General features: G+C 66.5%; 20 protein-coding genes. 7 read left to right on the top strand and 13 right to left on the bottom strand.

Going from position 1 to position 26,212, the window contains the following annotated elements; all coding sequences use genetic code 11:
- The first annotated feature begins 67 nt into the window (after positions 1–67).
- On the top strand, positions 68–235 hold the full coding sequence (locus DXK94_RS08605) for an SPOR domain-containing protein (protein WP_115524644.1): 168 nt from the start codon (positions 68–70) through the stop codon (positions 233–235).
- 71 nt (positions 236–306) lie between these two features.
- Here DXK94_RS08605 and panB read toward each other — a convergent pair whose 3' ends face one another.
- Positions 307–1,200, bottom strand: a complete 894-nt coding sequence (gene panB / locus DXK94_RS08600) for a 3-methyl-2-oxobutanoate hydroxymethyltransferase (RefSeq protein WP_115524643.1) — start codon at positions 1,198–1,200, stop codon at positions 307–309.
- A gap of 278 nt (positions 1,201–1,478) precedes the next feature.
- Here panB and glnA (DXK94_RS08595) point away from each other — a divergent pair, with 278 nt between their 5' ends.
- From glnA (DXK94_RS08595) to DXK94_RS08585, 3 genes are read left to right on the top strand one after another with little or no spacing between them, the layout of a single operon-like run.
- Positions 1,479–2,819 (top strand): type I glutamate--ammonia ligase, encoded by a 1,341-nt coding sequence (glnA, locus tag DXK94_RS08595; RefSeq protein ID WP_079597235.1) that lies wholly within the window; start codon positions 1,479–1,481, stop codon positions 2,817–2,819.
- A 9-nt stretch (positions 2,820–2,828) separates the two neighbouring features.
- Complete coding sequence (locus DXK94_RS08590; protein ID WP_115524642.1) at positions 2,829–5,840, top strand: bifunctional [glutamine synthetase] adenylyltransferase/[glutamine synthetase]-adenylyl-L-tyrosine phosphorylase; 3,012 nt, start codon at positions 2,829–2,831, stop codon at positions 5,838–5,840.
- Between the two features lie 50 nt (positions 5,841–5,890).
- A complete protein-coding gene (locus DXK94_RS08585) occupies positions 5,891–6,421 on the top strand; it encodes a GNAT family N-acetyltransferase (protein ID WP_181884778.1) in 531 nt (176 codons plus the stop codon).
- A 792-nt stretch (positions 6,422–7,213) separates the two neighbouring features.
- Here DXK94_RS08585 and glnA (DXK94_RS08575) read toward each other — a convergent pair.
- Positions 7,214–8,638 carry a type I glutamate--ammonia ligase gene (glnA, locus tag DXK94_RS08575; RefSeq protein ID WP_079597146.1) on the bottom strand — a complete coding sequence of 475 codons (1,425 nt, stop codon included), beginning with the start codon at positions 8,636–8,638 and terminating at the stop codon, positions 7,214–7,216.
- Between the two features lie 273 nt (positions 8,639–8,911).
- On the opposite strand from glnA (DXK94_RS08575), the gene DXK94_RS08570 reads away from it, so the two are divergent.
- Positions 8,912–9,349: an RDD family protein gene (locus DXK94_RS08570; RefSeq protein WP_115524639.1), complete on the top strand. Its 438-nt coding sequence runs from the start codon at positions 8,912–8,914 to the stop codon at positions 9,347–9,349.
- Between the two features lie 29 nt (positions 9,350–9,378).
- Here the strand turns inward: DXK94_RS08570 and DXK94_RS08565 are convergent, their stop codons facing one another.
- The 4 genes from DXK94_RS08565 to lipB form a co-directional block, all read right to left on the bottom strand.
- Positions 9,379–9,738 carry a DUF3817 domain-containing protein gene (locus DXK94_RS08565; RefSeq protein ID WP_115524638.1) on the bottom strand — a complete coding sequence of 120 codons (360 nt, stop codon included), beginning with the start codon at positions 9,736–9,738 and terminating at the stop codon, positions 9,379–9,381.
- Positions 9,739–9,840: 102 nt separating this feature from the next.
- Positions 9,841–10,593 (bottom strand): DUF4191 domain-containing protein, encoded by a 753-nt coding sequence (locus DXK94_RS08560; protein ID WP_079597143.1) that lies wholly within the window; start codon positions 10,591–10,593, stop codon positions 9,841–9,843.
- 98 nt (positions 10,594–10,691) lie between these two features.
- The gene (gene lipA, locus DXK94_RS08555; RefSeq protein ID WP_115524637.1) at positions 10,692–11,711 is read right to left on the bottom strand and encodes a lipoyl synthase; all 1,020 of its coding nucleotides are present in this window, start codon (positions 11,709–11,711) and stop codon (positions 10,692–10,694) included.
- A complete protein-coding gene (gene lipB / locus DXK94_RS08550; RefSeq protein WP_115524636.1) occupies positions 11,708–12,376 on the bottom strand; it encodes a lipoyl(octanoyl) transferase LipB in 669 nt (222 codons plus the stop codon). The genes lipA and lipB overlap by 4 nt, the downstream gene beginning before the upstream one ends.
- Positions 12,377–12,514: 138 nt before the next feature.
- Here lipB and DXK94_RS08545 point away from each other — a divergent pair, with 138 nt between their 5' ends.
- Positions 12,515–14,155, top strand: coding sequence for a serine/threonine-protein kinase (locus DXK94_RS08545; RefSeq protein ID WP_115524635.1), 1,641 nt, complete (start codon positions 12,515–12,517; stop codon positions 14,153–14,155).
- Between the two features lie 26 nt (positions 14,156–14,181).
- Here the strand turns inward: DXK94_RS08545 and DXK94_RS08540 are convergent, their stop codons facing one another.
- Positions 14,182–15,093 carry a TIGR01777 family oxidoreductase gene (locus tag DXK94_RS08540; protein ID WP_115524634.1) on the bottom strand — a complete coding sequence of 304 codons (912 nt, stop codon included), beginning with the start codon at positions 15,091–15,093 and terminating at the stop codon, positions 14,182–14,184.
- A 72-nt stretch (positions 15,094–15,165) separates the two neighbouring features.
- Between DXK94_RS08540 and DXK94_RS08535 the strand changes: the two genes are divergently transcribed.
- Positions 15,166–18,744, top strand: a complete 3,579-nt coding sequence (locus tag DXK94_RS08535; RefSeq protein ID WP_115524633.1) for a S41 family peptidase — start codon at positions 15,166–15,168, stop codon at positions 18,742–18,744.
- 6 nt (positions 18,745–18,750) lie between these two features.
- Here DXK94_RS08535 and DXK94_RS08530 read toward each other — a convergent pair whose 3' ends face one another.
- The 6 genes from DXK94_RS08530 to DXK94_RS08505 form a co-directional block, all read right to left on the bottom strand.
- Positions 18,751–19,725, bottom strand: a complete 975-nt coding sequence (locus DXK94_RS08530; RefSeq protein WP_115524632.1) for an IS481 family transposase — start codon at positions 19,723–19,725, stop codon at positions 18,751–18,753.
- Between the two features lie 188 nt (positions 19,726–19,913).
- Positions 19,914–20,342, bottom strand: a complete 429-nt coding sequence (locus tag DXK94_RS08525) for an OsmC family protein (RefSeq protein ID WP_079597137.1) — start codon at positions 20,340–20,342, stop codon at positions 19,914–19,916.
- Between the two features lie 148 nt (positions 20,343–20,490).
- On the bottom strand, positions 20,491–20,841 hold the full coding sequence (locus tag DXK94_RS08520; protein ID WP_079597136.1) for an envelope stress response protein PspG: 351 nt from the start codon (positions 20,839–20,841) through the stop codon (positions 20,491–20,493).
- 150 nt (positions 20,842–20,991) lie between these two features.
- Positions 20,992–22,722 carry a 2-oxoglutarate dehydrogenase, E2 component, dihydrolipoamide succinyltransferase gene (gene sucB / locus DXK94_RS08515; protein WP_115524631.1) on the bottom strand — a complete coding sequence of 577 codons (1,731 nt, stop codon included), beginning with the start codon at positions 22,720–22,722 and terminating at the stop codon, positions 20,992–20,994.
- 111 nt (positions 22,723–22,833) lie between these two features.
- The gene (gene lpdA / locus DXK94_RS08510; RefSeq protein WP_115524630.1) at positions 22,834–24,216 is read right to left on the bottom strand and encodes a dihydrolipoyl dehydrogenase; all 1,383 of its coding nucleotides are present in this window, start codon (positions 24,214–24,216) and stop codon (positions 22,834–22,836) included.
- A 254-nt stretch (positions 24,217–24,470) separates the two neighbouring features.
- Positions 24,471–25,997 carry a leucyl aminopeptidase gene (locus DXK94_RS08505; protein WP_115524629.1) on the bottom strand — a complete coding sequence of 509 codons (1,527 nt, stop codon included), beginning with the start codon at positions 25,995–25,997 and terminating at the stop codon, positions 24,471–24,473.
- Positions 25,998–26,212 lie beyond the last annotated feature (215 nt).

Here is a 26,212-nt window from a genome sequence, read left to right as displayed (position 1 = left end):
CCTGCGTAGGGCTTTAAGTTACGCGCGTCACGCTGCGGCTTCCCTGCCTGCCGGAACGGGAGCAACGATGACTGAGTACTGGTACAACATCAAAACCCACGAGGTGGAAGAGGACCGGCTCTCGGACTGGAGCCAGCTGATCGGCCCCTACAAAACCAGGGAAGAAGCCGAACACGCCCTCGAGAAGGTCCGGGCCCGCAATGAGGCCTGGGAGAAGAACGACGACGACGACTGAGGTACGCGTCCCGCCCCGCCTCGGGTGCGGGCCGGGGTAGCAGGCCGACCGGTGGCGGCCGGGCGTGCGGGCTAGAAAGAGTGCTCGGGCCCGGGGAACTGCCCCGACCGGACGTCGTCGCCGTAGGCTGTGGCAGCGTCCAGGAGGGTGCTGCGAAGGTCTGCGTACTGTTTGACGAACTTGGCCATCCGGCCGCCGCGGAGGCCGGCCATGTCCTGCCAGACAAGCACCTGGCCGGTGGTTTCCTTGCCGGCGCCGATGCCCACCGTGGGAACGCCGACGGCCGCGTCCACCGCGGCTGCCGTGTCCGCGGGCACCATTTCCATCAACACACAAAACGCGCCGGCGTCTGCCAGTGCAACGGCATCGTCAATCAGGCGCTGGGCGTCATCGCCGCGCCCCTGCACCCGATAACCGCCCAGGGCGTGCTCGCTTTGCGGGGTGAAGCCGATGTGGGCCATGACCGGGATACCGGCCTGCACCATGGCGCGGACTGTGGGTGCGTAGTACGCGCCGCCTTCGATCTTGACGGCGTGGGCCAGGCCTTCCTTGAGGAAGCGGACACCGGCGGAGACCGCCTGCTCCGCGGAGACCTCGTAGCTGCCGAAGGGCAGGTCGGCCACCACCAGGGCCCGTTTGGCGGACCGGGCGACGGCGCGGCACAGGGGGAGCAGCTCGTCCACGGTGACCGGCAGGCTGGTCTCGTTGCCGAACACATTGTTGGAGGCGGAATCTCCCACCAGGAGCACCTCGATGCCGGCGGCGTCGAAAATCTCGGCCGTGTACTGCTCGTAGGCCGTCAGCATCGCGAACTTCGTGCCGTCCTTCTTGGCCTGCTGCAGGTGGTGGATGCGCACCTTGCCCGGCTTCGGTCCTGAAGCGGGTGCGGCCTGCCCGGGCCCGCTGCCGTAGGGGGCGGGGACGTCGGCGGACACGCTTGAGTCAGAACTGCTGCTTGAGGCCATGGCATGAGCGTAATGCGGTACCCGCCGTCCTAGCTACCGCCGAAAGCCTGACGTACGGGTGATAAGCGTCATACAGAGGCCTCCGGCGGCCGCTGCGGGAGGCCGGGATCACCGGACGCGCGGCCCTCAAAGCGCGTCTGGGGTGTTAACGCTGTGTTACGCGCGGCCCAGGCTCCAGCATCGGCGTCGAATGCTTAGTACAGTGTTTGTGAACTGCTGCCGGCATCCCCCATCCTGCGGACCCCGGAGCATGCACGTTGACCGGAGAAGAGGCCATCATGGACCGCCAGCAAGAGTTTGTCCTGCGCACAATCGAAGAGCGCGACGTACGTTTCGTGCGCCTGTGGTTCACCGACGTCGTGGGTTCGCTCAAGTCTGTGGCCCTGGCGCCCGCCGAGGTTGAAGGCGCCTTCGAGGAAGGGCTCGGTTTCGACGGATCTGCCATCGAGGGCCTGGCCCGTGTCTTCGAGTCGGACATGCTGGCGCAGCCGGATCCGTCCACCTTCCAGATCCTGCCGTGGCGCGGCGAGACGGAGCAGACGTCGCGCATGTTCTGCGACATCCTGACGCCCGACGGCGAGCCCTCCGCCGCGGACCCGCGGAACGTCCTCAAGCGGACGCTCGCCAAGGCCGCCGACATGGGCTTCACGTGCTACACCCACCCGGAAATCGAGTTCTACCTGCTCAAGTCGCAGGACCTTGGTCCCGATGGCGCACCGGTACCGGTGGACGAGGGCGGCTACTTCGACCACGTCCCGGGCGGCGTTGCCCAGGACTTCCGCCGCACCGCTGTGACCATGCTGGAGTCCGTGGGCATTTCCGTGGAGTTCAGCCACCATGAGGGCGGACCCGGCCAGAACGAGATCGACCTGCGCTACGCCGACGCCCTGCAGACGGCGGACAACATCATGACGTTCCGTACCGTCATCAAGGAAGTGGCACTGCAGCAGGGCACCTACGCCACCTTTATGCCCAAGCCATTCACCGCGCACCCGGGTTCCGGCATGCACACCCACTTCTCCCTGTTCGAGGGCGACACCAACGCCTTCTACGAGGCCGGCGCAGAGTTCCAGCTGTCCAAGACCGCCCGCCAGTTCATTGCCGGCATCCTCAAGCACGCGCCCGAATTCACGGCCGTCACCAACCAGTTCGTGAACTCCTACAAGCGGCTCTGGGGCGGCGGCGAGGCGCCGAGCTACCTGAGCTGGGGCCACAACAACCGCTCCGCGCTGGTCCGTGTTCCGCTGTACAAGCCGGGGAAGGGCCAGTCCGCCCGGATCGAGTACCGTGGCATCGACTCGGCCGCCAACCCGTACCTCGCCTACGCGGTGCTGCTGGGCGCCGGGCTCAAGGGTATCGAGGAAGGCTACGACCTGCCCGCTGCTGCCGAGGACGACGTCTGGTCGCTGAGCTCGGCTGAGCGCCGCGCCATGGGCCACGACCCGCTTCCGGCCAGCCTGCACGATGCAATCCGTTCCATGGAGGATTCGGAGCTGATGCCGCAGATCCTGGGCGAGCAGGTCTTCGAGCACTTCCTGCGCAACAAGCGCGCAGAGTGGCAGGACTACCGGCTGCAGGTGACGCCCTACGAGCTGCAGCGCAACCTCGGCATTCTCTAGGCGGCGGGCGTGAGCCTGGCACGCCGCCTTATTGCGGCCGGTTTCAGCGACCTGGAGAAGGGCGAGCGGTTCCTCGCTGCCCGGGAACTGGAGGGGCTGGACCAGGACACGCTGTTCACCGGACTGCAGATGGCGGCCAGCCCGGACACCGCCCTGCAGTCCCTGGTCCGGCTGATCGAAAAACATCCGGACCTGCGGACGCTGGCGGCCGCGGACCCGGAAACGAGCGAACCGCTGTACAGGGTGCTGGGTGCGTCCGAAGCGCTGGGCGAGTTCCTCATCCGGCACCCCGAGCACCTTGACGCCTTCAAGGTCCGCGCCAGCCCGGAGCCCCTGCCCGCGGATCCTGCTGCGCTGCGCGCAACCCTTCTGCAGGCAGTAGGCGCCGATCCGCGCGCCGCCCGTCCCGTGGCAGCAGCTACCGGGGCGGAGGCCTATGCCGCGCTGCGCACGGCCTACCGCAGGGGAGTGGTGGACCTCGCGGTCAAAGACCTGTGTGCCGCCGATCCGCTCGACTTCCTGCCCGCTGTGGGCGGCGAACTCGCAGACCTCGCCGGCGCAGCTATCGAGGCCGCCCTCGCCGTCTCGCGGGCCGAAGCGGCGGACCAGTACAGCGTCGCCGAAGTGGCCGACGTCGGGCTGGCCGTCATTGGCATGGGCAAATGCGGGGCGCGCGAGCTGAACTACATTTCCGACGTCGACGTCATCTACGTCGTGGACGGCGGAAGCCTTGACGATGCGCAGGCCAACACCATTGGCACGGCCCTGGCGAGTGGGATTTCCCGCGCCATTTCCTCCGTGGCACGCGAACCTGGCCTGTGGGAGGTGGACGCGAACTTGCGGCCGGAGGGCAAGTCCGGGCCCCTGGTGAGGACCCTTGCCTCGCATGAGACGTACTACGCGCGGTGGGCCGAAAGCTGGGAATTCCAGGCCCTGCTCAAAGCCCGCACCATCGCCGGGGACGCCGACCTTGGGCGGCGCTACGAGGATGCAGTGGCGCCGCTGATCTGGAGTTCGGCAAGCCGGGACGGCTTTGTGGAGTCCGTACAGGCGATGCGGCGCCGGGTGACCGAACACATCCCGCCGGCGGAGGAGCAGCGGCAGATCAAGTTGGGGCGCGGCGGGCTGCGGGATGTTGAGTTCACGGTCCAGCTGCTGCAGCTGGTCCATGGCAGGGCGGATGAGACATTGCGGCGGCGGGACACCACCTCCGCGATCGCTGCCCTGTCCGCGGGCGGCTACATCGGCCGCTCGGACGCCGCCGCATTCGACAACGCCTACCGCTACCTGCGGCTGTTGGAGCACCGGATCCAGCTGTTCCAGCTGCGCAGGACGCACCTCATGCCCGTCGCGGAACCCGCACTGCGCTCGTTGGCCAAAGCGGTTTTGGGCCCCTTCTCGAACGAGCGGCCCCACCCTGACGCGCTGATGGCGGCCTGGCAGAAGACCAAGCGGTCCGTCCGCGAACTGCATGAGCGGATCTTCTACCGGCCGCTGCTGAACACGGCCGCCAAGCTCAGCAGCGAGGACGCCAGGCTGTCGCCGGAAGCCGCGCAGGGCCGGCTCGCGGCCCTCGGCTACCGCGACCCCCAGGGCGCCATGCGGCACATCGAAGCACTGACGGCGGGAGTCAGCCGGCGTGCCGCGCTGCAGCGGCAACTGCTGCCCATCCTCCTGGACTGGCTGGCCGAAGGAGTGGACCCCGACGCCGGGCTGCTCGCCTTCCGCCGGGTCAGCGAGGCGCTGGGCACCACCCACTGGTACCTGGGGATGCTCCGGGACTCCAACGCGGCCGCGGAGCGGTTGTGCCACATGCTCTCGAATTCACGGCTCATAGCGGACCTGCTGGAGGTGTCGCCCGAATCGGTAGCCTGGCTGGGCCAGGACAAGGACCTGGTGCCGGTGTCGTTTGAGGCGCAGTGGCAGGAGATCACCTCCAAAATGTCCAGGCACGCCGATCCGGAAAGTGCCATGCGCCTCATCCGGCTGATCCGTCGGCGTGAAACCCTGCGGATTGCGGTCGCGGACTCTGCCGGGCTGCTGGACCAGGACCAGGTGGGTGCCGCCCTTGCCGACACCGACAGGGCAGCAGTCCTGGGTGCCCTCCGGGTGGCGGAAGGCATTGTCTCCGCCAACGGGCCGCTGAAGACCGCCGTGTTGGTGGTAGCGATGGGACGGCAGGGCGGCCGCGAGATCGGCTACGGCTCCGACGCCGATGTGATGTACGTGCACCGGGCGCTGCCCGGCTACTCCGAGGAAGAGGCGCAGGAACAGGCGTCCCGGATTGTCGCCAAGATCTCCAGCCTGCTGACCCAGCCGCTGAAACCGGCCATCATGGCCGAACGGGTCCTGCAAATGGACGCGGACCTGCGCCCGGAGGGAAAGAGCGGGGCCATGGTTCGGTCCCTGGACTCCTTCGCCGAGTACTACCGCCGCTGGTCGCTCATTTGGGAGGCCCAGGCGCTGCTGCGTGCACGCCCCATGGCAGGGGACGACGGACTGGCCCGCGATTTCCTGCAGCTCATCGACCCCATCCGGTACCCGGAATCGGTGTCGGAACAGGACGTCCGCGAAATTCGCCGGATCAAGGCCCGGGTGGAATCCGAACGGCTGCCCCGGGGTGCCGATCCCGCACGGCACCTTAAGCTGGGCCGCGGCGGCCTGAGCGACGTCGAGTGGCTGGTCCAGCTGCTCCAGCTCCAGCACGCCGGCAAACAGCCGGAACTGCGGACCACCTCCACCGTGCCGGCCCTGGAAGCCGCTGCCCGTGCGGGCCTGCTCACGCAGGACGATGCTGACCTCCTGGCCCAGGCATGGCGGCTGGCCAGCAGGATCAGGTCCGCGAACGTCATCTGGAACGGCAAGGCCTCGGACCTCCTGCCGTCGTCCCGCCGCGACCTGGAAGCGGTGGCCAGGTGGTGCGGCTACGAACCAGGCAATGCCGCCGCTCTGGAAGAGGACTACCTGCGTGTCAGTCGGCGCGCCCGTGCGGTCTTCGAACGGGTTTTCTACGGGCAGTGACGGTGCCGGAAGGGCCGGGGCTGTTCCGTGTCGTCGGAGGGGGTGTTACGTTGAGCAGCGTCTGGCTTATTTCGCTGCGGGACCTGGACGCTGACGCCTGCGCCATCCAGCTCGGTGCGGCAGCGGAACTGCAGCTCAGTCAAGGCCAGGAAAGGTTCGTGGGCGACCCCCTGCGTATGGCCCTGGCAGGACTGGCGGAGGATTCGCGGCGGCCCTATGTGATTGAATCCGATGGCCGTGCCGTCGGTGTGCTCACCCTGCAGAGCGGTGCAGCGCGCCTGGCCGGCTGGCCGGACGACCACAGCGCCTGGCTGCTGAGGGGCTTCCTGATCGACCGGCGGCACCAGGGCAGGGGCCTTGGGCAGAAAGCCGCCGCCGCTGCCGTGGCCACTGCCGAAAAGCTGACGGCCCGGCACCGGACGGGGGAAACCGGCGTCGTGCTGTCCGTCAACGAAGCGAACCCGGCGGGCCTGGCCGCCTACCGCCGCGCCGGATTCGTGGACCAGGGCCAATACAACGGAGGCGCGGCAGGGCCGCAAAGGATTATGTTCCGGGGCTTTGCGGATACCACGATGAGGTAACGGCAGCGGCGCGGCATTGCACTCTGCAGGTGTTTCGTCGAGTATGTGGGTGGCGGTGTTCTTCAACCTTGTTGGGGGGAAGGCTCGAACAGTCTTCGTCTCGGGGGGCATTCGTCAGGAGGTCCGGCTCCCGGTCTCAGCACGTCTGGAGCCGGGCCTCCACCTTCTGTGCACCCGGTGCCGGCAGCGTGTCCGCCCGGGCAGCTTCGTCACTGAACCTTGTCTCTCCGCCGAACTGGTGCCTTGGCCATCCCTGTTGTTGCATCATTCGGAACGCGGTTGAGCGACTGATGCTGAACAGGTCAGCTACCTCTTGGATCTTCAGGAACGCTGTGCCCGTAGCCGTGATTGTGTAGCTACGGGCACAGCGTCATGCCCTGCGAGCCTCTGTTAAGCAGGGGCGACCGGGGGAGCAGTAGGTATGCGAAAGGCCCCGCGGCATTGGGGGTAGCCGCGGAGCCTCTCTTTGGCGTCCGCCCAAATGGGGGAAATGGGAAGTCGCCTCGACAAAGCTACTGGCAAGTAGAAGATTCATCAACATGCATTTTCGCAGGGTTGGCCTGCATTCATGCAGATGTGGATGCGTCCGCCGAAGCTACGTTTCGTTATGGCAGTTAGCCGGGTCTCACGTGTGTTGGGGGAGCAGCGCAGTTCGCGGAGTGAGCAGCTGGCCTTGCCACGTCCGGGCAGCAAAAAGGCCGGTCCCAGGGGTTAACCTGGGGCCGGCCTTTTCTGTCTGCAGATTCTTGCGGACGGTGTGCGGACTATGCCCGCTCCAGCCGCATGATCTGACTAGACGCCGTAGTAGAGCTCGAACTCGTAGGGGTTCGGGCGCAGGGACAGCGGGCGGATCTCGTTCTCGTACTTGTACTCGATCCAGGTGTCGATGAGGTCCTGGGTGAACACGCCACCGGCCTGCAGGAACTCGTTGTCCTCGCGGAGGGCCTCAAGGGCTTCCTCAAGCGTGCCCGGAGCCTTGGGGATGTCCTTGGCTTCCTCGGCGGGGAGCTCGTAGAGGTCCTTGTCGATCGGAGCCGGCGGTTCGATGCGGTTGCGGATGCCGTCGATGCCGGCCATCAGCTGGGCAGCGAATGCCAGGTACGGGTTGGAGGAGGGGTCCGGAGCGCGGAACTCGATGCGCTTGGCCTTCGGGTTGGTGCCCGTGATCGGGATACGGATACCGGCGGAGCGGTTGCCCTGCGAGTACACCATGTTGACCGGGGCCTCGAAGCCCTTGACCAGGCGGCGGTAGGAGTTCACGGTGGGGTTCGTGAACGCCAGTACGGCCGAAGCGTGCTTCAGCAGGCCGCCGATGTACCAGCGGGCGGTGTCGGACAGGCCGGCGTAGCCCTTCTCGTCGTAGAACAGCGGCTGGCCGCCGTTCCACAGCGACTGGTGGCAGTGCATGCCCGAGCCGTTGTCACCGAAGACGGGCTTCGGCATGAAGGTTACGGACTTGCCCCAGGCGTCTGCGGTGTTCTTGATGACGTACTTGAACTTCTGCAGGTCATCGGCAGCGTGGGTCAGGGTGGTGAACTTGTAGTTGATCTCAGCCTGGCCGGCGGAGCCGACTTCGTGGTGGCTGCGCTCGACCTCAAGGCCGGCTTCATCCAGCGCCACGCACATGGCGTCGCGCAGGTCAGCCTGCTTGTCCGTGGGGGAGACCGGGAAGTAACCGCCCTTGACGGGGGTCTTGTAGCCGAGGTTTCCGCCCTCTTCCTCGCGGCCGGTGTTCCAGTGGGCTTCCTCGGAGTCGATCTTGTAGAAGCTGCCCTGCGGGGAGGACTGGTACTGGACATTGTCGAACACGAAGAACTCGGCCTCGGGAGCGAAGAACGCGGTGTCGGCGATGCCGGTGGAGGCCAGGTACGCCTCGGCCTTCTCAGCCACGCCGCGCGGGTCGCGGTGGTACGGGTCACCGGTGCGGGGGTTGACGATGGAGAAGTTCAGCGCGAGGGTCTTCTCCATGCGGAAGGTGTCCAGGAACGCGGTGGTGACGTCCGGGATCAGCTGCATGTCGGATTCGGCGATGCCCTGGAAGCCGCGGATGGAGGAGCCGTCGAAGAGCTGGCCGTTGATGAAGAAGTCGGCGTCAACACTCTTGGCGGGAACGTTAAAGTGCTGCTGGACGCCCGGAAGATCGGTGAAGCGGATATCGACGAATTTAATATCTTCGTCCTTGATGAACTTGAGGACTTCGTCCGCAGTCTTGAACATCTATGCTCCTAACGCATATGTAAATATCTGGCGTGCAAGCCATCTGATCCAGCGCAATCCGAAAGCAGGGAGAACTCAAAGTTTTCCCTGCTTTAGGTATTGCTTGAAACTGCTAACAGCCTATGGACGCGGCATTTCCCGTCCGTGTCCACATTGTTTCGGGCAGGTTACAGAATGCCCTGATAACGCAACGCTATCCGCAGTCCACACTGTGGTCTAACTCCATCCACCATCCGGGCGTGGCGGTGAAGGTGAGGCCGGTAAACTTGGACGGTGGTAGATCGCAAAGACATTGGCTCCTGGCTCAGCGGACCGGATACGTCCGGTATCTCGAAGTATCCCGGTGAGCGGCTGGGCCTGCCGGAATCCGGTCCCGGCTCCATCGCGCGGGCGGGACGGCGGATTGCGGCGATCATGATCGACTGGGGCATCGCGCTGCTGATCAGCAACTTTGCGTTCGGTGGAAATTCCTGGGCAACCCTGGCCGTGTTCGCCGTCGAACAGACCCTCTTGGTGGGGACCCTCGGCTACAGCATCGGCCACCGGGCCATGGGCATTTCGGTGGTGAGGCCAGGCGGCGGGGTTCCCGGGCCGCTGGCTGCGGTGGTGAGGGCGGTGCTGCTCTGCCTCGTGGTCCCCGCCGTGATTTTCGATCCTGACCAGCGCGGACTCCATGACAAGGCGATGAACACGCTGCTCATCCGCCGGTAGCGCGTTCCGCAGCGACGCCGGAAAGCCTGCTAGACGCGGCTCGACTCCCTGGCGGAGACGGCGTCGGTCTCGGAGGCCGGGCCGGGGTTGAGGTGTCCGCGCTTGCCCGCCCAGCGTTCGAACAGGATGGTGGCGAAGGGGAAGACGGCTGATACCCCGGCGAACAGGGCCACCAGGAATGGCCAGCGCTGCAGGCGCCACAGAGCCAGCGCCGCGATGCCGTAGCCCACGAACAGCGCACCGTGGATGGGGCCGGCCACCTGGACACCGATTTCAGTGTTGCCGGCAATCCACTTGAAGTACATGCCGATGAGCAGGGCAGCCCAGCTGAACGCTTCGGCGACCGCGAGGATCCGGAAAGCGCGGATTACTACGTTCTTGAGGGGCATGGGGAAGTCCTGTCCTGGGAGGTGTTTAACGTGACGGAGGTCTGGGGGCAAGAAAAACGCCCCGGCGTCCGGCGGGAGGCCGGTACCGGGGCGCTGTCAGGTCTAGCGTCCGCGGTTGGGACGGGCCTTGTAGGGATCGATGCCCTTGGGGATGGGAAGCTTGTTCCCCAGCGATGCGATCCGCTTTGAGACGGCGTTGACCTCAAGCTTGGTCAGTTCTTTCTTCAGCTTGCCCATCTTCTTGGCAACCTGGCTGAGCGGCACCTGGCCTTCACCGCGGCCGCTCTCGATGACGTGGACCGTAACGTTGGGCAGGATCCGGGCGAGGCGCTTGCGCTCCGCATCCAGCAGCGGCTTCACGCGGTGTGTGGGGCCTTCACTGACGAGCACGACGCCGGGACGGCCGATGGCACGGAACACGGCGTCCTGCGTGCGGGGGTTAACGGCCACCGGCTGTTCCTCGGTGATCCAGCCGCGGCGAAGGGTCCCGAGGGCGGCGCCGGAGGCACCCGGCTGGTTTTCGATTTGCGCGAAGGCGGCACGTTCAGCACGGCGCGAGAGGATCAGCGTGGCGCCCAGCAGGCCGAGCGGAATGCCGATGATCAGGCCGGTAATCCAGTTTTCCAGCCAGAAGCCCACCAGGAAGCTCACAGCCACAACGCCAAGGAAGACCAGCAGCATCAGCCACGGCACCATGGGGTCATGCCGGCGGGTCATGTTGAAGACTTCGCCGATCTGCTTGAGCCGGCTGGGCTTCTTAACCTTGGCTTCTTTCGGCTTGCGCGAGAAGAGGCCGCGCTTCACCGCGCTGGAGCCCGCCGGAGTGGAGTTGCTGGAGTCAGGGGATTTCGCCATAGTGCCTCAATTCTACGTGACTTAAGCCCAAAGGCCGGACGCCGGAATCTTCCGGTGCCGGCCCTTGGGGACGCTATGTGCAGTGGCGGGAGCCTGGGTCAGGAATGCGCTGCCAGGAGTGAGCTGGCTTCCTGGCGTGTGGTGCCGGAGTCCTGGATGCCGTCGGCGATGTGGGCGAGGTTGGCGGGGATGTCGCGGCCTTTTTTGCGCATCGCGGTAGCCCAGAGCCGGCCGGCACGGTAGGAGGAGCGGACCAGCGGCCCGGACATGACGCCGAGGAAGCCGATCTCGTCCGCTTCCTGCTGCAGGTCCACGAATTCCTGGGGCTTGACCCAGCGGTCCACGGGCAGGTGGCGTTCGGAGGGGCGCAGGTACTGGGTGATGGTGATCAGGTCGCAGCCGGCGGCGTGCAGGTCGCGGAGGGCTTCGGAGATTTCCTCGCGGGTTTCGCCCATGCCCAGGATCAGGTTGGACTTGGTGACCATGCCCAGGTTCCGGCCCTGGGTGATGACGTCCAGGGACCGGTCGTAGCGGAACGCCGGGCGGATCCGCTTGAAGATCCGGGGCACGGTTTCGACGTTATGCGCGAACACTTCGGGCTTGGAGTCGCAGATCGCGGCGATGTGCTCTGGTTTGCCGGAGAAGTCCGGGATGAGCAGTTCGACGCCGGTGCCGGGGTTCAGTTCGTGGATTTTGCGGACGGTTTCGGCGTAGAGCCAGACGCCTTCGTCTTCGAGGTCATCGCGGGCCACGCCGGTGACGGTGGCGTAGCGCAGCTGCATGGCCTGGACGGAGCGGGCCACCTTGGTGGGTTCGAACCGGTCCACCGGGGAAGGTTTGCCGGTGTCGATCTGGCAGAAGTCGCAGCGGCGGGTGCATTCGGAGCCGCCGATCAGGAAGGTGGCTTCCTTGTCTTCCCAGCATTCGAAGATGTTGGGGCAGCCGGCCTCTTCGCAGACGGTGTGCAGGCCTTCCTTTTTCACCAGGTTTTTCAGCCCGACGAACTCCGGGCCCATCTGGACCTTGGCCTTGATCCAGTCCGGCTTGCGCTCCACCGGGGTGGCCGCATTGCGCTGCTCGATCCGCAGCATCTTCCGGCCTTCAGGTGCCAGTGTCACAGTAGAGCTCCTTCGGGGCTTAAAACGAGTGCTTCTTGGTGCTTGCGGAATTCTTCCACAATGCGGTCAACGATGTGGGCCGGGCGGATGTCCCTCCCGGCCTCCTGCGACATGGTGGTTACACCGGCGTCGGTGATGCCGCAGGCGATGATCTGCGAATACGGTGCGAGGTCATTGCTGCAGTTGATGGCGATGCCATGCATGGTGACCCCGTTAAGGACGCGGATTCCGATGGCGGCGATCTTGCGGTCCGGGCCCTTGGCGTCTGCCTTGACCCACACCCCGGCGCGCCCCTTGATCCGTTCGGCCTTGATGCCGTACTCGTCCATGACGGCGATCATGATGGCTTCCAGCCGCTCCACGTAGTCACGGATTCCGGCGCGGTTCTTCAACTTGAGGATGGGGTAGGCGATCAACTGCCCCGGGCCATGCCAGGTGAGCTTCCCGCCACGGTCCACAGCCACCACGGGCGTTCCGTCGAAGGGCCGCTCGTGGTCTTCGGTGAGCTTGCCTGCCGTATAGACGGCGGCATGTTCCAGCAACAGGACGGTGCTGGGCGTTTCGCCGGCGACTACTTCGTCATGGAGTTCGCGCTGGATGTCCCAGGCTTGCTGGTAATCGACGAAGTCGGGGGCAAGACCCAGCTGTGAAAACTCAAGAGTCATGGCATCCAGCTTAGACCCCGGAACCCGGCGATCCCGGTTTAGTGTCTAACCTCACCATCGCCCCCGGATGTGCCGGGCAAGGGACTGTGACTGTGGATAACTTCTGCAGGCAACGGTGGATTGGGCTAAACATGGGGGATGGATGATGTGCAGGCTCCAAGTGTTCCTGGCTACGCAGTGGGCCGGCTGCTGGGCCAGGGTGGCAGCGCTTCGGTGTGGTTGGCTACGGAAAAGCTGACGGGCCGCGACTATGCCCTGAAGTGCTTCCGCCCGCCTTCGCGCGGGGTGCGGACCGGGGAAGGCCTGACGGAAGATGCCGTAAAACGCGAAATCCGTATCCTCTCCGTCCTCGATCACCAGCACCTCGTCAAAGCCCACGACGCCGTCCGGGTGGAAGGGGCCCCGGGGGCCGGCGCAGCCCTGGTGATGGACTATGCCTCCGGCGGTTCGCTTGCCCAATTGGTGGGCAGCCGCGGCAGCCTCAGCGTCGGGGAAACGGTCACGGTGGTGACGCCCATAGCCCAGGCCCTGGGCTACCTGCACGCCAACGGGTTCACGCATTCAGACGTTTCGCCCGGCAACGTGCTGTTCACCGGCCAGGGCAAACCCCTGCTGTCCGACGTCGGCATTGCCCGGATGCTCGGTGATCCCGGCCGTGCAGGAAGCCCCGGAACTCCCGGTTTTATGGACCCCGCGCCCGTCGATGCCGTCCGTGCAGGCTTGCAGCCCGAACGCGACGTCTACTCCGCGGCGGCCCTGGGCTGGTACTGCCTGACCGGGGAGGCACCCGCGCGGACCGCTGACCGTCCGCCGCTGTCCCTCCTCGTCCCGGGGGTGCCCAGGGAACTGGCTGCTGCCCTGGAGTCCGGGCTGAATGAGGACCGCCGGCTTCGCCCCACGGCGTCCGCCCTGGCCACCGCCGTCTACCGCAGTGCCTCACCCCGGCCCCTGGATTTGGCGGCCGCGGTCCATCCCACGGTGATTCCGGAACTGCTGACGCGCAGGCACGTCCCGCCGTCGTCCTCGCCGAACCGGATCAAGGAGCAGTTCGAGGGCGTGCGCCGGCGGGTGGGGACATCTCCATGGACGGGAAAAGGGATAAGGTCCCACAGGCTGCCATTTCCGGATACCCGGCAGCCCGCGGCCGGCAGGGGAAAACACGCCGGCCGCTTGCGTGATGCCCCGCCGATCCGCCGGTGGATGTTGAGGGTGGCCCTGCCCGCCGTCGCCGTCCTGGCCATCGCGGGCGGTTGGTCGGTAGCTGGTGGCAGTTCCGTCTTTCCGCCCGGTGACGCTGCACCCGGAGCCACTGCGGATCCGGGGTCACCCGCGAAGAGCCAACACCCCGGCGAGGCCGTCGATCCTGCCGGGGCTGCCAGGCAACAGGCAGCGGCCGCCGACCCCGCGCAGGCGCTGGTTGGCCTGGCGGCACTGCGGGACCATGCCTTCAGCCGCGGCAACCTGGAGCTGCTGGGCGAGGTCAACGCTGACGGTTCCCCCGCGGCGGCGGCAGACAGCCGGACGGCCGGCAGGCTTCGAAGCTCGGGTCTTGTCCTGGCCGGGTTTGCCACTTCGCTGTCCGGTGTGGCGACGGAAAACGGGGCCACGGATGCGCATGCCGTGGTTCGTGCCACGTCCGCTACCTCCGCCTATCAGGAGCAGGATGCCCAAGGCTCGGTCCTTGCAGCAGGCGACGCCAGCACCGGCCAGCCCCTTCGGCTGGTACTGGTCTCAGTGGACGGCGCATGGCGGATCAGCGAGATCCTGCCGGGATCCTGATGACTTGCTGAGGGAACGGGAGCCGGCTAGCCCCTGGCCCCCGCACCCTCCTTGCCGGCCACCCATTGCGCGGCCTGGTCCAGCGCCGGATGCTGCCACCGGAAACCGGCGTCCTGCAGGACTGCAGGCTCCATACGCATGCTGGATAGCAGCAGCTCTTCCGCGAGGTTGCGCATCACAAGCCGCAGCGCAAAGGAGGGGACCCGCAGCACGGCTGGCCGGTGCAGGGCAGCGGCAAGTGCCGCCACGATGGCGTTGACGTCGGCGTCCTCCGGCGCGCACAGGTTGACCGGCCCGCGGATCTGCGACTCGAGCAGGAAGAGGAAGGCTGCGGACACGTCCGGCAGTGTGACCCAGGGCCAGAACTGCCTGCCGTTGCCGAAGGGCCCGCCAATGCCGAGGCGCAGCAATGGGAGCATGCGGCCCAAGGCACCGCCGGTCCGGCTAAAGACCACGCCGGTCCGTGGAATGACCACGCGGACCCCTGCCGGGGCGGTGGCCGCCGCGGCTTCCCACTCAGCGCAGATCCGTGCCAGGGTGCCCTCTCCCGGTGGCGCGGACTCCCGAAGAACCGTGTTTCCGGCATCGCCGTAGTAATTGGAACCGGACTGGCTGATGAACGTGGCCGGCGGAACATCCAGTTGCCGCATCGCCTGCGTGAGCGTCTGGGTTGCCCCAACCCGGGAACTGAACAGCTCGTCCACCCGCTTGCGCGTCCAGGGTCTGTCTCCGATACCGGCCCCGGCAAGGTTCACCACCGCGTCTGCCCCGGCCAGCGCTGAAGGGTTGAGCTGGCCGGCGGCGGGGTCCCAGCGGATTTCGGCGGCTGAGGCGGGTTCCCGCCTGACGAGGGTGACGACGTCATGGCCGGCGTCACGGAAGGTTGCGGACATGGAGGTGCCGAGCAGCCCTGAGGCTCCTGCGATGACGATGCGCATGCTCCATCTCACCACGGCGACGGGCTTTGGCACGTCCCGCAGGGGCGGCGGAGGGTTGACTATGATCGAACGATGACTTCTTCCAGCTACTTCCGTTTCCCGCATCTACACGGTGATCTGGTCACTTTCGTGGCCGAGGACGACGTGTGGATCGCGCCCTTGGGCGGTGGGCGTGCCTGGCGTGTCTCCGCGCTTCAGCTGCCCGCCCGCAACCCCCGTTTCACCCCGGACGGGAAGAAGCTGGTGTGGACGGTGGTGCAGGGAACGGCGCCGGAGGTAGTGTCCGCGGACGTCGACGGCGGAGGCTACCGGCAGCTGACCTATTTTGGGCACAGCACCACCAGGGTGAAGGGGTTCACCGCCGGCGGATCCGTGGTGGTCACCAGTGCTTTCCGCCAGGCCGAAAGCCGGCACACGTACGCCTACAGCCTTCCCTTGGAAGGTGGCTGGGCCGAGGAGCTGCCTTTCGGTCCGGTGGAGTCCGTGGCCTTCGGCCCGGAAGTGGGCGACGAACGTCCGGTGGTGGTGGGCAGCGTACTGTCCCGCGAACCGGCCTGGTGGAAGCGCTACCGGGGCGGCACGGCCGGAAAGCTGTGGATAGACACGGACGGAAACGGCGAGTTTGAGCGGCTTGTGCCGGAACTGAACGGCAACCTCGCCGATCCGATGTGGGTGGGCGGACGCATCGCGTTCCTGTCCGACCACGAGGGCTACGGCAACCTCTATTCCGTCCTTCCCAGCGGAAAAGACCTGCGCCGGCACACCGACCATGAGGACTTCTACGTCCGGCACGCAGCCACCGACGGACAGCGCGTGATCTTCGAGTCGGCCGGTGAGCTGTGGGTCCTGCCCGATCTTGGCTCGGACGCCGTGCGCCTGGACATCACCCTGGGCTCCGCTTCGCAGTCCAGGCGCCCTGCCCTTCTTAAGACGGCCAAGCACCTGGGCGCCGTGGTGCCGGACACCACCGGCGCGGCAAGCGCCGTGGAGGCCCACGGCACCATCCACTGGCTGCGGCACAAGGATGGCCCGTCACGCATTATCGAAGCCACGCCCGGCGTCCGGGGCCGCCTGCCCAGGCCCCTCGGTGATGGACGGATTGCCTACATCGCTGACCACGACGGCGTGGAGGCACTGCACATCAAGGCCATTGTGGCGGCGGTGCCCCACACTTCCGGGTCCGTATCCGCGCCCGCCCCGGCCGCCGTCGAACCCCAGACCGGCGTCGACGCGGCGGAGGCGGCTCCCGGTGCGGAGGAAGCCACGCCGTTGCCCCGGCCCGTGCCCGCGGCAGGAGCTGCTGTCCTTGCTGAAGGCAGCACCTTCGCCCCTGCCCCCGGCGGCCGGGAGGCCGGCGGCGGGCAGTCCGACGACAGCCGGCAGGCAGATGCACTGCAGGCCGACGCGCAGCAGGCAGACGTCGCCCCGGAGGGCGGCGGGGCAGGGGCAGAGGCGCAGGCAACGGCCGCCGGTACCGACGCTGCACGTTTCGCGATACCCCTACCGTCCCGCGCCGGCTCGCTGGAGGCCAGCCCCGATGGCCGCTGGATAGCACTGGGCACCTCCTTTGGCGAGGTGTACGTGGTGGACACCCGGACCGGCGCTATGTCGCTGATGGCCAGCATCGGGGAGGGGACAATAGCGGACCTGGCATGGTCCGCGGACTCGCGGTGGCTGGCCTGGTCAGAGCCCGTCACGTCCTTTGGTGCCCGCAGCCGGCTCCGGCTGGCAGATCCTGAGCATCCCGACGCCGGCCCGGTGGACGTCACTGACGGCCGCTTCGGCGACAAATCGCCCGTCTTCACCCCTGACGGCAAGTACCTTGCGTTCCTGTCCAACCGGAGTTTCGACCCGGTCTACGACGGCCACTCCTTCGACCTGTCATTCCCCAGCCCCATCAAGCCCTACCTGGTGGCACTCGCGGCCGGGACGCCGTCGCCATTCGGGCCGGCCGTCGCCCCGGATGGTGAGACAGTACCTGTCGAAACGCCGAAGGGGACGTCAGCTGAGCCCTCCGGCGTGCCGGAGGTCCTGGTGGACGCGGAAGGGCTGGCCCACCGGGTAATCGGCGTGCCCGTGCCGCAGGGCAACTACACCTCCCTCGCGGCCCCCGACGGAGCGCTGCTGTGGCTGGACTGGGCGCTCTCAGGCGTCACCGGCGACGGCAAAGCCAGCCAGGAAGACAAGGATGCCCGCCCCAGCCTGGTGCGGTTCGACCTGGACCGGAAGAAGCAGTCCACGCTGGTGGAATCGCTGGACAGCTTCCGGATGTCCGGGGACCGGACCAAGGTGGTGCTGGTCTCCGACAAGCAGGTGCAGGTTGTTCCTTCCGACGCCAAGGCCGATGAGGAGTCCGGAAAACTGGTCAAGGTGGACCTCGGCCGCATCCGCGTCATGATGGATCCGCTCAGCGTGTGGGGCCAGGCCTTCGATGAAGCCTGGCGGCTGCAGCGCGACTTCTTCTGGGCGGAAGACATGGCGGGCCAGGACTGGGAAGGCGTCCACCGCCGTTACCGGCCGCTGGTGGACCGGCTGGGCTCGCACGACGACCTGGTGGACCTGCTGTGGGAGCTGCACGGCGAACTGGGTACCTCCCACGCGTACGTCCGGTCGGCCCCGGTCACCGAAAACGGCAGCCAGGGGCAGGGCCGGCTTGGTGTCGACCTCGCGCACACGCCGGCGGGCTGGGAAATCACCCGCATCCTCGCCGGTGAATCCTCCGATCCATTGGCCACCTCGCCCTTGGCCAGGCCGGGCGTGGACGCAAAGGCCGGCGACATCCTGCTCGCCATCGACGGCGTTCCGCTGACCGCGGCCGTCACGCCTGCCATGCAACTGGTGGGTGCGGCCGGCCGTGCAGTGGAGCTGACCCTCCTCAACGGTGCGGGGCACGGCGGTGCCGCCGGCACCCAGCGGCGCGTCGCCGTCGTTCCCGTCAAGGACGAAGAACGCCTGCGGTACCAGGAATGGGTGGCATCCAACCGCCGGACGGTCCGGGAAGCATCGGACGGCACCTTTGGCTACCTGCACGTTCCCGACATGATGGCCAACGGGTGGGCGCAGCTGCACCGTGACCTGGACACGGAAACCGCGCTGGACGGCCTCATCGTGGACGTCCGGCGGAACCGGGGCGGCCACACGTCCCAGCTCGTAGCTGAACTGATCGGCCGCAAGGTCACCGGCTGGAGCATGCCCCGGGGCGAAAAGCCGCGCACCTACCCACACCACGCACCGCGCGGTCCGGTGATCGTCCTGGCGGATGAATTTGCAGGGTCCGACGGCGACATCATCACCCAGGTGTCCAAGCTGCGGGGAATCGGTCCGGTCATCGGAACCCGCACCTGGGGCGGCGTGGTGGGAATCGACAACAGGTTTGCCCTGGCCGACGGCACGGGTGTCACCCAGCCCCGTTATGCCACCTGGTTCGGCGACGGCGTGGGCTGGAGCGTCGAGAACCATGGAGTGGACCCGGATATTGAGGTGGTCTTCCCGCCGCACGCATATGCGGCCGGCCGCGACCCGCAACTGGAGTACGGCATCGGCGCGCTGAAGGAAATGATCCAGGAACTGCCCACGGATCGGCCGCCGGCACGGGAAGGCTACCGCCGGCTCCGTCCCGCCCCGCTGCCTGCCCGGCGGCAAGGGAGCTAGGTGTACTCAGCCAGTAGGTTGGTTGCACCTGCTGATGGGTGGTTTGCCTCCGAGGCTGCCGTGTGGCCGGTGGTTGTTGTAAAAGTCTAGCCATGGCTGCAGCGCCTCGGTGCGCGCCTGATTCGATGTGAAGGGTCGCCGGTAGGCCCAGCCTTCCTGGAGGGTGCGATTGAAGCGTTCTGCTTTGCCATTCTGCCAAGGATGGCGGGGTTTGATCAGGATATGTTTCGCGCCCAGTGCGGCCAGTGCGTCCTGAAAATCCCGGGAGAGCCGGTAGGCGAAGGCGTTGTCGGTCATGACGCGTTTGACCGGTGCACCGTTCGCTGCCATGGCCGCTGCCGCCCGGGTGAGAAACCCTGCGCAGGTCGGGCCTTTCTCGTCCGGCAGGACCTCGGCGTAAGCGAAGCGCGTGTAGTCATCGACGGCGACGTGGACGTAGTCAAAGCCCAGGTTCCTGCCCGAGGAGCGGTGGTTGGCCGGGCTCTGTGCAGGGTCCGCCCGCCATCCTCCGCCGTCAGGGATCCTGCCTAGTTTCTTGACATCAACATGGATCAAGTCCCCTGGTGCGTCGCGTTCATAGCGACGGTCGGTGGCGCGGGAAGCCCGGATCCGTGCCCCGCTCACGGGGTCCAGGTCCCACAACCTGGGCATCCCGGCGCGGGCCAGAATTCGGGAGACCGTCCGGGGACTGGTGCCACAGCGCAAGGCCAGCTCCGTCGGACCCTCGCGGTGCTCCACCCGCTGGGTCAGGACATCGGCAACGACTTCCACCGGCGTGGCATGCGGGCATGACTTCGGTCTGGAGCTGCGGTCCTGAAGGCCGTCCAAGCCGTGGACCCGGAACCGGCTGATCCAGCGGTGGGCACAGGTCCGGGAGACGCCCATTTCCTTGGCTACATGGGCAACCGGACGGCCACTCATGACACGTTCGACGAGGATCCGTCTACCGGTCGGGGTCAGACGGGCATTACGGTGGATCATGAAGACCTCTTAGTCGTTGGCTGTGTGTGGTAACCACCAACCTAAGAGGTCTTCACCTATTCACGCCTGTAACCAACGTCCTGACTCAGTACAGCTAGGAGCCCGGGGCTTCAGACACTCAAACGAAAGGCCCTGCCTGCCGGAACATTCCGGACAGGCAGGGCCTTTCTTGTCTGGCCTGCGTCAGATCAGGACTCCAGGGTGGCGTCCAGGGTGATGTCGATGCTGGCAAGGGCACCGGAAACCGGGCAACCCACCTTTGCTTCGGCGGCGATCTTCTGGAATTCATCCTCGGAGATGCCGGGAACCCGCGCTGACATGGTCAGGTGGCTGCCCGTGATGCCCGTGCCGGGAACGAAGGTCACATCGGCCTTCGTGCGGACTTCTTCCGGAGTGTGGCCGGCCTTCGCAAGTTCATTGCTGAAAGCCATGGAGAAGCAGGCGGCGTGGGCCGCCGCGATGAGCTCCTCCGGGCTGGTTTTGCCGTTGGCCGCTTCAGTGCGGGCCTTCCAGGTGACATCGAAGGTGCCAAGGCCTGACGTGGCCAGGCTGGTGGTTCCGGAGCCCTCCGTCAGGTTGCCGTTCCATACTGCGTTTGCTGAACGTGTTGCTGCCATGTTCACTCCTCAAGTTGATTCATACCGGGGCAGGCAGGCGCCTGGACCCCGCCGCTTCCCATCCTAGGGACTTCACCGGGAGGGTGCACCCGGTGTCCGCTGCTGGTGGATTATGACTCCGGGACCAGGAACGGCGCCTGTAAAAGGGTCAGTTCCAGATGGTGGCGATGGCGATGTTGAGCAGCGCGAGTCCACCCACAGCGTGCGCCAGGCCCGGGCTGACCGCTTCGCCCTTCTTGTACTTCCGGCGTCCGATGAAGGCCAGGACACCGACGGCGAGGGCGATAACGAACTTGATGCCCAGCTTGGCGTAGTTCGCGTCCATGTCCAGGGCCGGGATGAGTCCCATCAGGGCGACGCCGGTGAGAAGCTGCAGCATGGCGCCGTCGAACTGGCGGGGGTGGACGGTGGGCTTCTTCATCTGGCCGATCCAGATGCCCACGATCATGGCTGCGCCGACGATATGCAGGAAAACCACAATGTTATAGACGATGTTCATGGGACCAGTGTAACCAGTTGTTCTACAGCCGGTAGTAGGAGCGCCTGCCTCGCGGCGCGGTGGCGCCTGGACGCTTAAACAACGACGGCGGCACGGGCCGTGCGGTGGTTTCCCACCGCTGCCCGCACCGCCGCCGTTCGTCGTTGCTTGTTACAGCCCCAGATCCGCTTCGAAGGCGCCTTCTTCAAGGCGTGCCTTCAGGGTCTGGAGGAAACGGCCCGCGTCCGCGCCGTCCACCAGGCGGTGGTCGTACGTCAGCGAGAGGTACATCATGGATCGGATGGCGATCGAATCGTCACCGTTTTCGTCAGCAACCACAACGGCGCGCTTGACGATGGCGCCGGTGCCGAGGATACCCACCTGCGGCTGGTTGATGATCGGGGTGTCGAACAGGGCGCCCACCGAGCCGATATTGGTGATGCTGAACGTGCCGCCCGACAGCTCGTCCGGCCCGATCTTGCCGTCGCGGGTACGGGAGGCGACGTCAGCGATCTTGCCGGCCAGGCCGGCGAGGTTCAGGTTGCCGGCGTCGGAGATGACCGGAACCAGCAGGCCCTTGTCAGTGTCGACGGCGATCGCCAGGTGCTCGGCGTTGTGGTACGTGATTTCCTGCTTGTCCTCGTCGTACGCAGCGTTGAGCTTGGGGTGCTGCTTGAGGGCCTCGGCAACAGCCTTGGCGATGAACGGCAGGAAGGTGAGCTTCACGCCGTTCTGGGCCTGGAACGAGTTCTTGGCGCGGGCGCGGAGCTTGGCAACCTTGGTCATGTCCACTTCGTGGACCTGGGTCAGCTGGGTGGAGATCTCCAGCGATTCGCGCATGCGGCGGGCGATGACCTGGCGGATGCGCGGGGCCTTCTGGCTGGTGCCGCGCAGCGAGGAGACAGCGGCGTTGGACGCTGCAGGAGCGGACGCGGCAGGTGCTGCAGCCGGTGCCGCCGCGGGGGCAGCCTTGGCTTCGGCAGCGGCCATGACGTCCTGCTTGCGGATGCGGCCGCCGACGCCGGTGCCGGAGAGGGACGCAATGTCCACGCCGTGCTGGTTGGCCAGCTTGCGGACCAGGGGAGTCACGTAGCCGGACTCGGATCCACCGTTTGCCGGTGCGGCCTCGGCTGCTGCCGGTGCTGCTGCCGGTGCGGGCGCTGCCTGCGGTGCGGCTGCGGGTGCTTCGGCCTTCGGCGCCTCGGCCTTGGGAGCTTCCTGTGCAGGTGCCTCCGGGGCGGGGGCGGCCTTGGGTGCCTCGGCGGGTGCAGCGGCGGCGCCGGATCCGATAACGGCCAGGACGGAGCCAACCTCGGCGGTCTCGTCCTCGCTGACGCGGATTTCCTGGAGCGTACCGGCTACCGGCGACGGGATTTCGGTGTCCACCTTGTCGGTGGAAACTTCCAGCAGGGGCTCGTCAACCTCAACGGTGTCTCCCACGGCCTTGAGCCAGCGGGTGACGGTGCCTTCGGTGACGCTCTCGCCCAGGGCGGGGAGGGTGACCTCGTGGCCTTCGCCGCCGCCGGCCGCAGGGGCCTCCTGGGCGGGCGCTGCGGGGGCGGGAGCCTCTTCAGCCGGTGCTGCGGGGGCCTGCGGTGCCGCGGCTTCTTCAGCAGGGGCGGCGGCGGGAGCTTCTGCGGCCGGGGCGGCAGAGCCGTTGCCCGATCCGTCGCCGATGCGGACCAGGGGTGCGCCCACCTCGGCCGTCTCGTCTTCAGCGACCAGGATTTCCTCAATCACGCCAGCTACAGGAGAGGGGATTTCAGTGTCTACTTTGTCGGTGGAGACTTCGAGCAGCGGCTCGTCCACCTCTACCCGGTCACCTACCTGCTTGAGCCAGCGGGTGACGGTTCCTTCGGTGACGCTCTCACCGAGGGCGGGCAAGTTAACGGATTCAGACATAACGTCCCCGTTCTCCTTATTGATCTTTAGTGCGATTGAATGCTGCCTGTTGTGAGCCTGTGCACCCGGTTTTTGGTGCCGGGTGCACAGGCTCGATAGTGCTGGGGAAAACTAGCCGTGAAGCGGCTTGCCTGCGAGTGCCAGGTGGGCTTCGCCCAGGGACTCGTTCTGGGTGGGGTGGGCGTGCAGCAGCTGGGCCACATCCTCCGGGTAGGCTTCCCAGTTCACGATCAGCTGGGCTTCGCCCACCTGCTCGCCCATGCGGGCACCGATCATGTGGACGCCCACGACGGGGCCGTCCTTCTGGCGGACCAGCTTCACCAGGCCGGACGTGCCCAGGATGGAGCTCTTGCCGTTGCCGGCGAGGTTGTATTCCTGGGTCTGCACCTGGTCTTCGCCGAACTTCTCCTTGGCGGCCTTTTCGGTGTAGCCCACGGTGGCGATCTCGGGCTCGGAGTAGGTGACCTTGGGGATGTTGATGTCCTCGACGATCACGGGCTTCAGGCCGGCGATTTCCTCGGCCACGAAGATGCCCTGCTGGTAGCCGCGGTGTGCAAGCTGGACGCCGGGGACGATGTCGCCCACTGCGTAGATGTTGCCAACACCGGTGTGCAGGCGCTCGTTGGTGATGACGAAGCCGCGGTCGATGGTGATGCCGGCTTCCTCGTAGCCCAGGTTGGCGGTGACGGGGCCACGGCCCACGGCGACCAGGAGGAGGTCCGCCTCGAACGTCTTGCCGTCCACCAGGGTGACCTTGACGCCGTCGTTGTTCTGCTCAACGCCCTGGAAGAAGACGCCGGTGGAGAACTTGATGCCGCGCTTCTTGAAGGCGCGCTCGAAGTTCTTGACGATGGTGGTGTCCTCGTTGGGAACCAGTGAGGGCAGGCCCTCCACGATGGTGACGTCCACGCCGAAGGACTTCCAGACCGATGCGAACTCGACGCCGATGACGCCGCCGCCCAGGATGATGGCGCTCTTGGGGATGTAGTCCATGGTCAGGGCCTGGTCAGAGGTGATGACCTTGCCGCCGATTTCCAGGCCCGGAAGGGTGCGGGAGTAGGAACCCGTGGCCAGGATGATGTTCTTGCCCTTGTAGGCGGTGCCGTTTACCACGACGGTGTCGGTGCCCTGGAGCTTGCCTTCACCCTCGATGACGGTGATGCCCTTGGACTTGATGAGTCCCTGCAGGCCCTTGTACTTGCCGGCGATGATGCCGTCCTTGTACGCGTTGACGGCGTTGATGTCGATGCTGTCCAGGGTGACGTTCACGCCGTACTTGGCGGAGTCACGGGCGTGGTCGGCCAGCTCCGCAGAGTGCAGGAGGGCCTTGGTGGGGATGCAGCCGTTGTGGAGGCAGGTGCCGCCCAGCTTTGCCTTCTCCACGAGGCCGACGGTGAGGCCAAGCTGTACGGCCCGCAGTGCGGCGGCGTATCCGCCGCTGCCGCCACCGAGTACCAGGATGTCGAATTCTTGCGCAGTTGCCTGATCGGCCACTTAAACGCTCCCTCGCGTGAACGATGACGCGATCCTGCGCATCATCTGGTCTTGGAACTTGCACTGCCGTGATTATGTCAGCAGGGCAACTCTCTTGCATTTGTGACTACCGTGGTTCACCTTAGCGAACCACTTATCCATGCTCCACCTTGGCACAGTGTTTGTGGAGCGCTTGTGTCGAGTGTCACGCGGCTTTGTGGCGGAGGGATCAGCCCCGTGCCACAAAGCCGCGTGGCACGCCGGCCGGGCCCCCGTCAGGCGGCAGCGGCCAGGATGTCCTCCACGTAGGCCACCAGGGTGCGGACGGTGCAGCCGGTTCCCTGCTTGTGGGTGTAGCCGTAGGGGCTTCCGTTGTTAAAGGACGGCCCGGCGATGTCGATGTGCGCCCAGGGGATCTGGCCGCCGTCCTTGTCCTTGCCGACGAACTCCCGGAGGAAGACGGCGGCGGTCATCATGCCGCCGTGGCGTTCGCCGATGTTGGCCAGGTCCGCCACCTGGGAGTCCAGGCTGGGGCGCAGTTCCTCGGGGAGCGGCATCGGCCAGACGAGTTCACCTGCGCGGTCGGCCGCGGCCTTGAGGGCGGCCGTCACGGTGTCGGATCCCATGACGCCTGCGGTCCGGTTGCCCAGGGCGATCAGCTGCGCGCCGGTGAGCGTGGCGACGTCGATGATGGCGTCCGGGTACTCGCGGCTTGCCGCGACGATGCCGTCGGCCATCACCAGGCGGCCTTCGGCGTCTGTGTTCAGGACCTCAACGGTCTTGCCGCCAAACATGGTGAGGACATCGGCGGGCCGCGAGGCGGCGCCCGACGGCATGTTTTCGGCGATGCAGAGCCAGGCGGTCGCCTTGACCGGCAGGCCGAGGCCGGCCAGTGCAAGGACAGTGTTAAGCACGACGGCGGCGCCCGCCATGTCGCTCTTCATGTCGCCCATGCCGAGGGCCGGCTTGATCGAGATTCCGCCGGTATCGAACGTGATTCCCTTGCCGACCAGGGCGATTTTGGACGTCGCCCTGGCGGGGGAGTACTCAACCTTGACCAGGCGGGGCTGCCGGGCGGAGCCCTTGCCCACGCCCATGATGCCGCCGAAGCCCTCCTTCTCCAGCCGCTTCTCGTCCCAGACCGTCACCTTGACGGACAGGCCCTTCGCCAGTTCCTTCGCCGCCTCGGCAAACGTTTCGGGGTAGAGGTGGCTGGGCGGCTGGTTGACCAGTGTCCGGGTGGCGTTGACGGCCTTGCCAATCAGGCCGGCCCGCTTCAGGGCTGCGGCGAGCTGCTGCTGGTCGGCCACGTCGGTGAAGATCACGGCGTTGCGGACCGGGTCCTTCAGCCCATCCCTGGACGACCGGAACTCGGTGAACGAATAAGCGCCCAGGGCGGCGCCTTCGGCGACCGCGGCAACATCGGCGACGGACGCCGTCGGGAATGCCAGGGCGACGGTGGGGAGGCCGGCCAGCTGGCGGACGGCGGAACCTGCTGCCCGGCGGAGCGCCTCAGCAGCCAGCGGAGCGCCGGCGGCCACCTTGCCCACGCCGGCAAGGACCAGGATGCCCGCGCCGGTTTCGGGAAGGCCGGGCAGGCGCACCAGCTGGTCTGCTGCGCCGGTCACGCCCAGTGCTTTAAGGGAGTCGGTGAGGGCTTCGGCGGACTTGGCCGTCAGCGGGTTGTCCAGCAGGACCGGCCCGTCGGTTCCCTGCCCTACGCCGATCACCACTGCGTCGCTGGGGCTCTTCTTAAGGTCGCGGGAGAGGGTACTAAGGTTGATTTCAGTATTCTTGACCACAGGGATGAGTCCTCAATTCTCGAAAGATGGTACGGGCAGGGATGCATGTTAGGCGCTCTGCCATTGATGCCCGGATGCAGCCGTTCGGGACGCCATCCGAAGATATGCAGGCCCGTCCGGCAGGCCAGTTCCGATCGTAGTCCTTTGGCGCCCCGGCGGCAGAATCTTCTGAGATGTGCGCCACACCGGACGGCGGAATGCCGGGCTGCCTGCCT

Source organism: Arthrobacter sp. RT-1 (assembly GCF_003367205.1).
GTDB lineage: Bacteria > Actinomycetota > Actinomycetes > Actinomycetales > Micrococcaceae > Arthrobacter.
This window is presented reverse-complemented; position numbering and strand designations above follow the sequence as displayed.